Consider the following 5,465-nt stretch of genomic DNA (forward strand, 5'->3'; position numbering starts at 1 on the left):
GTGGTTCGCCACCTCGGCGGGGCTCCCCCCCCACCACCCCTCGTTGCGGGGGGGGCCGCGCCCCCCCCCCCCCGGGGGGGGGGGGGGGCCCGGCCGGGGGGCCGGGGAGCCCCGAGCGGGCTACTGGACCTTGTAGTCCTGGCCGAGGACCGCGGACACGTCGGCGTTGGCAGCCGGCTCGCCCTTCTTCACGTCGCCCGCGGCGAGACCCAGGGTCTTGGCCACCTCGACGGCCTTCTCCTTGTCCTCGGCGGACCGGTAGAGCACGACGGACGACGCCTCGGCCCCGGCCTTGCCGCTGTCCACGAAGGCGTAACCGCCGTTGACCAGCTGGACGCGGGCGGCCTCCGCGGCCTTCTCGTTCCCGGTGGCGTTACGGACGGCGACCCGGAGCGGGGCGCCCGCCTCGGGAGCCTTCACCGTGCCGCCGAGGATGTCCTTGACGACGCCGCGGGTGTCCGCCTCGGTGAGCGTGCCGTCCGGCTGGACCGGCAGCAGAGCCGTCTTGTAGTCGCCGACCTTGGCCCGCGAGGCCAGCGTGGCGAGCGAGGCTCCGAGATCCTTCTCGGGCAGTGACGGGTCGAGCACCTGGAGCAGCGTCTCGATGGTGACGGTCGCGGCCTTGGGGTCCTCGGAGACCTTGCGCAGTGTGGCCCGCATGACTTCGCCGAACCGCGTCAACTGCTTGGCCTCGGGCTCGCCCGGCGCACGGTAGGTGGCGTACGCGACGGCCATCGGACCGCTGAGCGTCTGGCCCTCACCCTGGTTCACCAGGGGCGATTCGCCCTTCTTCGCGCCGGGCACGTCGGTGTCGGTGTCGACCTCGATGTTGCCGACCAGCTCGACGAGGTTCTCCAGATACGGGGTGTCCAGCCGCCAGGTGCCGGTAATCCGGGTGCCCAGGAGGGTGTCGATCGACTCCCGGGTGCCGGTCCTGCCGTCGTCGTCGACGGACTTGCCGAGCGTGGTGGTGGTCCCGTCGTCGCCCGCGACGGCCAGGGAGTTGGGCAGCAGGACGGTGGTGCCCTGCTTGGTGGTGGCGTTGTCGACGAGCAGCGCCGTCGAGGTGCCGCCCTTCTTCGTGTCGTGCAGATGCACCACGATCATGTCGCGCTGCTGGGCCCCGGCGGCCACGGCCTTCTTCTCGTCCGACCCGGACAGGCCCGGGATCATGTCCGCGGACCAGAGATAGCCGGCCCCGCCGACGACGACGAGAACGGCGACGACTATCAGGGCGACCATCCGGTTGCGGCCCTTGCGCCGGGCCTCCTCGCGCCGCTCGCTGCGGCTCTCGGTGAACTTCAGCCAGTCGATGACGTCTTCGGAGTCCTCGTCGGGCTCCTCGATGAACGAGAACTGCTCGGTGCGGTAGTCGGGGGCGGGCTTGCGCTGCCCCGGAAGCGCGGACTCCGCCTCCGGTTCGGCGGCCTCCGGCGACTGCCGTACGGGAGCCTGCTGCCCGGTCTGCTCCGGTGCGGGGGCGGTGCCCTGCTGTGGGATGCCCCAGTGTTCGCCGGTGTCGACGGCGGCGGGCTGCTGGCCGGTGGCGTATCCGTAGTCGGTGTAGGAGCCGTAGCCCTGCTCGGCGCCCTGGCCCTGCTGCGCCTGACCGGGGTACGTCTGCCCCTGCGGTGCCTGCCCCGGGTGCTGTCCGGCATAGGGGTCGTAACCCTGGGGCTGCTGCTGGGGGTTGCCGTACGCGTCGTAGCCGTAGCCGGCGTCCTGGCCCTGGTGCCCCTGGCCTTGGCCCTGCTGGGCGGCGTAGGGGTCGTAACCCTGGCCCTGCTGGTCGTACTGCTGGTAGACCGGCTGCCCGTACGCGTCGTAGCCGACGATCTGCGGCTCCTGGTAGTACGGGTCGTACGGGTTCTGTCGGTCGTTCACCGGTGCCCCTCTCCGTGGCTCATTCGCCGCGGTACAGCTGGCGCTTGTCGATGTAGCGGACCACGCCGTCCGGCACCAGGTACCAGACCGGCTCCCCCTGCGCGACCCTCTCACGGCAGTCCGTGGACGAGATCGCCAGCGCGGGCACCTCCACGAGGGAGACACCGCCCTCGGGCAGTCCGTCGTCCGTGAGCACGTGACCCGGGCGGGTCACACCGATGAAGTGGGAGAGCGAGAACAGCTCCTCCGCGTCGCGCCAGGTGAGGATCTGGGCGAGCGCGTCGGCGCCGGTGATGAAGAAGAGGTCCGCCTCGCCGTGGACCTCGCGCAGATCCCGCAGCGTATCGATGGTGTACGTCGGTCCGCCACGGTCGATGTCACTGCGGCTGACGGAGAACTGCGGGTTGGACGCGGTGGCGATGACCGTCATCAGATAGCGGTCCTCGGCCGGGGAGACCTGCTTGTGGCTCTTCTGCCACGGCTGCCCGGTCGGGACGAAGACGACCTCGTCCAGATGGAACTGGGCGGCCACCTCACTGGCCGCCACCAGGTGTCCATGGTGGATCGGGTCGAATGTCCCGCCCATCACGCCGATACGGCGTTTGCCGGGGCCGGTAGGCGCTTGCTGCTCTCCCATGCGTGCAGAGCCTACTGGCACAGCTGTACGCCCCCGGCTCAGCGGTCGCGGTTGAAGCTGATGGTGATGAACAGAAGCAGCATCAGCGCGACAAAGGCCCCGGCGCCGACGAAGTAGGGGTTGAGGCTTTCGTGGTTGCCGCCGCCCTCCCCTCCGGAGGCGAGGGTGGCCAGCTCGTGTGCGGTGCTCGTGAGGCTCATCTTCGGCAGGACCTATCGATCGTGAGGCGGAAGGAAGACGTCAGGCACATCGTATGCGGGACCTTCGGGCACGCTCACGGCGACTCAGTCGTTGTTGTCGTCGTTGCGGTATCCACGCAGCAGGAACCAGGCGAGCAGCACCGCTCCGAGGATCGAGACGAGCAGCACGATCCGGAGGGTGTCGCCCGGTCCCTGCTCCTCGGACGCGGCGGCGAGCAGTACGGCGGTGTGCGGCATTTCGGGCGCTCCTCTAAGTTATCCACAGCCCCCCGCACACCGTAGCGCCAGCGCATACGCTGGCTTTTGTCCGGGGGACGAGCAACGTCTCGTACGAACAGGGGGCCATCCATGACCGACAGCAGTCACGAGAACGTGCCGAGCAGGGCGCGCCGGCGATTCCCCGGGATCTCCTCCCGGGCCTACGAGCACCCCGCCGACCGCTCGGCCCTGGTGGCCCTGCGCAAGCTGACCGGGTTCGACACGGTGTTCAAGGCGCTCAGCGGGCTGCTTCCGGAGCGGAGCCTGCGGCTGCTCTTCCTCTCCGACTCCGTCCGGGTGAGCGACGCGCAGTTCGCCCATCTCAACGACATGCTGCGCGACGCGTGTTACATCCTGGACCTGGAGAAGGTCCCGCCGATGTACGTGAAGCAGGACCCGCAGCCCAACGCCATGTGCATCGGTCTCGACGAGCCGATCATCGTGGTCACCACCGGCCTGGTCGAGCTGCTCGACGAGGAGGAGATGCGGGCGGTGGTGGGCCACGAGGTGGGCCACGCGCTCTCCGGTCACTCGGTGTACCGGACGATACTGCTCTTCCTGACCAACCTCGCCGTGAAGGTCGCCTGGATCCCGCTGGGCAATGTGGCGATCATGGCCATAGTGACGGCGCTGCGCGAGTGGTTCCGCAAGTCGGAGCTGTCCGCCGACCGGGCCGGGCTGCTGGTGGGCCAGGACATCACGGCCTCGATGCGCGGCCTGATGAAGATCGCTGGCGGCAATCACCTCCACGAGATGAACGTGGACGCCTTCCTCGCCCAGGCCGACGAGTACGAGAAGAGCGGCGACCTCCGCGACTCCGTCCTCAAGATCCTCAATGTGCTGCCCCGGACGCACCCGTTCACCGCCGTGCGGGCCGCCGAGCTGAAGAAGTGGTCGGAGACCCGCGAGTTCCAGCGGATCATGGACGGCCACTACCCACGACGCGACGAGGACAAGGACACCTCGGTGACCGACTCGTTCCGGGAGTCCGCCTCGCACTACGCGGACACGGTGCGCACCAGCAAGGACCCGCTGATGAAGCTGGTGGGCGACATCGCCGGCGGCGCGGGGGACCTGGGCGGAAAGCTGCGCGACAAGTTCACCGGAGCCGGGTCCGGCGGCGGTTCCGGCACGGGCGGGGGCGGGGCTACCGGTCGGCCTCAGGACCCCGAGGAGGGGAGCTCGGGGACGTCGGCGGGGCCGTCGAGGGACTGACGCCCGCCAGCGTCCCGCACAGCGCCGCCGTGGGCGGACCCGTGGCGTACGGGTCGGTGGCGGCGGGTCCGCGGGCGTGCGCCCGCTCCCCGGCCAGGAGCGGGCGCAGCGTCCCGGTCGTGTCGGCCGAGCAGGACTGCGGCCCTGCCTGGACATGAGCGGTGCGCACCTCCAGGCGGTGCAGTCGCAGGTCCTCCCGGTCGAAGCGGAAGTGGAGCTCGCGCCGCACGGTGAACAGGGACGCGCCGTCCTTGCGCGGAGGCCCCGCAGCCGGGCGCAGGGCGTAGGTGAAGGTGTGGTCCGAGACGACGCCGAGGACGCCCGCCGCCTCCTCCTCGTAGCGGAGGGTGCCCTGGACCCGGATCTGCGGGTCCGCGAGCTCCACCCGCTCCGGGTCGAAGCGGACCAACCAGCCGGTGGCGACGTGGCTCCCGTCGTCCGCCGGGTCGCTCAGGCTGCGTTCGAACTGGGTGCGCTGGTCCGGGTCGAGGAGGTGCTCGACGGGCCGGCGTACGGAGCCGGTGAGGACGTCGGGGTTCAGGGACGACTCCACCAGGTAGTCCTTGACCGTGGCGAGGGCCGCGGTGATCTGGCTGTCGGAGAAGTTCTGGGTGCGTTTCACGGCGGGGAAGTTGATGCCGTCCGCGCCCACGCGGAATCCGGAGACCGGCTCGGTCCGGTACAGCTGCTCGGGTGATCCACCCGGCACGACGCCGCGGGGAGCCAGGGGGACGACGGTGGTCCGCAGGGGTTCGGCACGTCGGGTGGCCGGCTGGGGGTACGGGCTCCGGAATCCGATGTAGACGGCCACGGCGAAGGCCAGGGCGATGAGGACGACCAGGGCTATGGCGGCCCGGGAGCCGCCGCCGCTGCGGACGGAGACCGGTTCCTCGGGCAGGGTGCGGACGGCGCGGGCGTGGTCGCCCATACGCTCCCGCGCCGAGTACTCCTGCATCCGGGCAGCCTGGATGAACGATTCGTCGAAGACGAGCGAGCGGTATTCGTCCTCGCCGCCCGCGGGGTTCTCGGGCGGGCCGTCCGGCGGTTCTGAGCGGCCTGTCATGACTTCTCTCCCGATCTCCACACCGGTCGGTTCGGTGCGCAACGGTCTGCTTCGGCCGAGCGGGGCGTGCGGCAGCGAGAAGCCCCCCTGGGAACGAGGGGTCACTTCTTCAGGGTAGGTCGATTGGGCTCCGCGTAAACGCGGAGACCGCCGGGAACTGCGCGGGCGGCCGGGGCGGCCGTCGGCCGCCCGGCCGCGGCGGTCGGGC

Annotated in this window: 6 protein-coding genes; 1 reads left to right on the forward strand and 5 read right to left on the reverse strand. The window is 70.6% G+C overall.

Going from position 1 to position 5,465, the window contains the following annotated elements; all coding sequences use genetic code 11:
- Nucleotides 1-120: 120 nt before the first annotated feature.
- The 4 genes from JS521_RS31375 to JS521_RS31390 all read right to left on the reverse strand — a co-directional run bounded on the left by JS521_RS31375 (nt 121) and on the right by JS521_RS31390 (nt 2,958).
- Entirely contained in the window at nt 121-1,884 is a 1,764-nt protein-coding gene (locus JS521_RS31375; RefSeq protein WP_205086308.1) for an LCP family protein, read from the reverse strand.
- A 19-nt stretch (nt 1,885-1,903) separates the two neighbouring features.
- Nucleotides 1,904-2,521 carry a nicotinate-nucleotide adenylyltransferase gene (nadD, locus tag JS521_RS31380; RefSeq protein ID WP_205086309.1) on the reverse strand — a complete coding sequence of 206 codons (618 nt, stop codon included), beginning with the start codon at nt 2,519-2,521 and terminating at the stop codon, nt 1,904-1,906.
- Between the two features lie 38 nt (nt 2,522-2,559).
- A complete protein-coding gene (locus JS521_RS31385) occupies nt 2,560-2,721 on the reverse strand; it encodes a hypothetical protein (protein WP_205086310.1) in 162 nt (53 codons plus the stop codon).
- Between the two features lie 84 nt (nt 2,722-2,805).
- Nucleotides 2,806-2,958, reverse strand: coding sequence for a hypothetical protein (locus JS521_RS31390; RefSeq protein ID WP_003969217.1), 153 nt, complete (start codon nt 2,956-2,958; stop codon nt 2,806-2,808).
- A gap of 111 nt (nt 2,959-3,069) precedes the next feature.
- Here JS521_RS31390 and JS521_RS31395 point away from each other — a divergent pair, with 111 nt between their 5' ends.
- Nucleotides 3,070-4,194, forward strand: coding sequence for a M48 family metallopeptidase (locus JS521_RS31395; protein WP_205086311.1), 1,125 nt, complete (start codon nt 3,070-3,072; stop codon nt 4,192-4,194).
- Here JS521_RS31395 and JS521_RS31400 read toward each other — a convergent pair.
- Nucleotides 4,127-5,257 carry an SCO2583 family membrane protein gene (locus JS521_RS31400; protein ID WP_205086312.1) on the reverse strand — a complete coding sequence of 377 codons (1,131 nt, stop codon included), beginning with the start codon at nt 5,255-5,257 and terminating at the stop codon, nt 4,127-4,129. The two genes, JS521_RS31395 and JS521_RS31400, sit on opposite strands and share 68 nt — an antisense overlap.
- Nucleotides 5,258-5,465: the final 208 nt, after the last annotated feature.

Origin of the sequence: Streptomyces durocortorensis, from assembly GCF_016901035.1 — a bacterium.
GTDB lineage: Bacteria > Actinomycetota > Actinomycetes > Streptomycetales > Streptomycetaceae > Streptomyces > Streptomyces durocortorensis.

What these genes read in the sequence shown, in the direction of transcription:
- nadD (WP_205086309.1), bottom strand. Translation starts at nt 2,521, where the DNA reads ATGGGAGAGCAGCAAGCGCCTACCGGCCCCGGCAAACGCCGTATCGGC.
- JS521_RS31385 (WP_205086310.1), bottom strand. Translation starts at nt 2,721, where the DNA reads ATGAGCCTCACGAGCACCGCACACGAGCTGGCCACCCTCGCCTCCGGA.
- JS521_RS31390 (WP_003969217.1), bottom strand. Translation starts at nt 2,958, where the DNA reads ATGCCGCACACCGCCGTACTGCTCGCCGCCGCGTCCGAGGAGCAGGGA.
- JS521_RS31395 (WP_205086311.1), top strand. Translation starts at nt 3,070, where the DNA reads ATGACCGACAGCAGTCACGAGAACGTGCCGAGCAGGGCGCGCCGGCGA.
- JS521_RS31400 (WP_205086312.1), bottom strand. Translation starts at nt 5,257, where the DNA reads ATGACAGGCCGCTCAGAACCGCCGGACGGCCCGCCCGAGAACCCCGCG.